The organism is Psychrobacter sp. TB20-MNA-CIBAN-0197 (genome assembly GCF_040309765.1).
Taxonomy (GTDB): Bacteria; Pseudomonadota; Gammaproteobacteria; order Pseudomonadales; family Moraxellaceae; genus Psychrobacter; species Psychrobacter submarinus.
Genome location: NZ_JBEOPC010001134.1, coordinates 1 through 249 on the forward strand (window position 1 = coordinate 1; position 249 = coordinate 249).

Consider the following 249-nt stretch of genomic DNA (forward strand, 5'->3'; position numbering starts at 1 on the left):
GGTCAGGTGCGTCGGCAGATTGGGCACCGTGCCGATGCCCGGCAGCACCAGAAACGGCATGATCTGGTTGAGCTTGCTCACCGGGTAATTGACGCTGACGGTCAGGGTGCCAGTCCCCGCGTCGTAGGCCGCACTGGTGTCGGTGCCGACCACCAGATTCAAGGCCGAGGGCAGCCATTGCAGTTGCTGGGTCAGCGCGGCATTGGCGGTGTTGACCACCACCGTCGAATAGTTCGGCGTGGTCGGGTC

At 64.3% G+C, this 249-nt stretch carries 1 protein-coding gene; it reads right to left on the reverse strand.

Features of this window, described 5'->3' with window-relative positions:
- Nucleotides 1-249 (reverse strand): hypothetical protein (locus AAEY83_RS17475; RefSeq protein WP_351061217.1); only part of this gene is annotated, 249 nt, incomplete at both ends.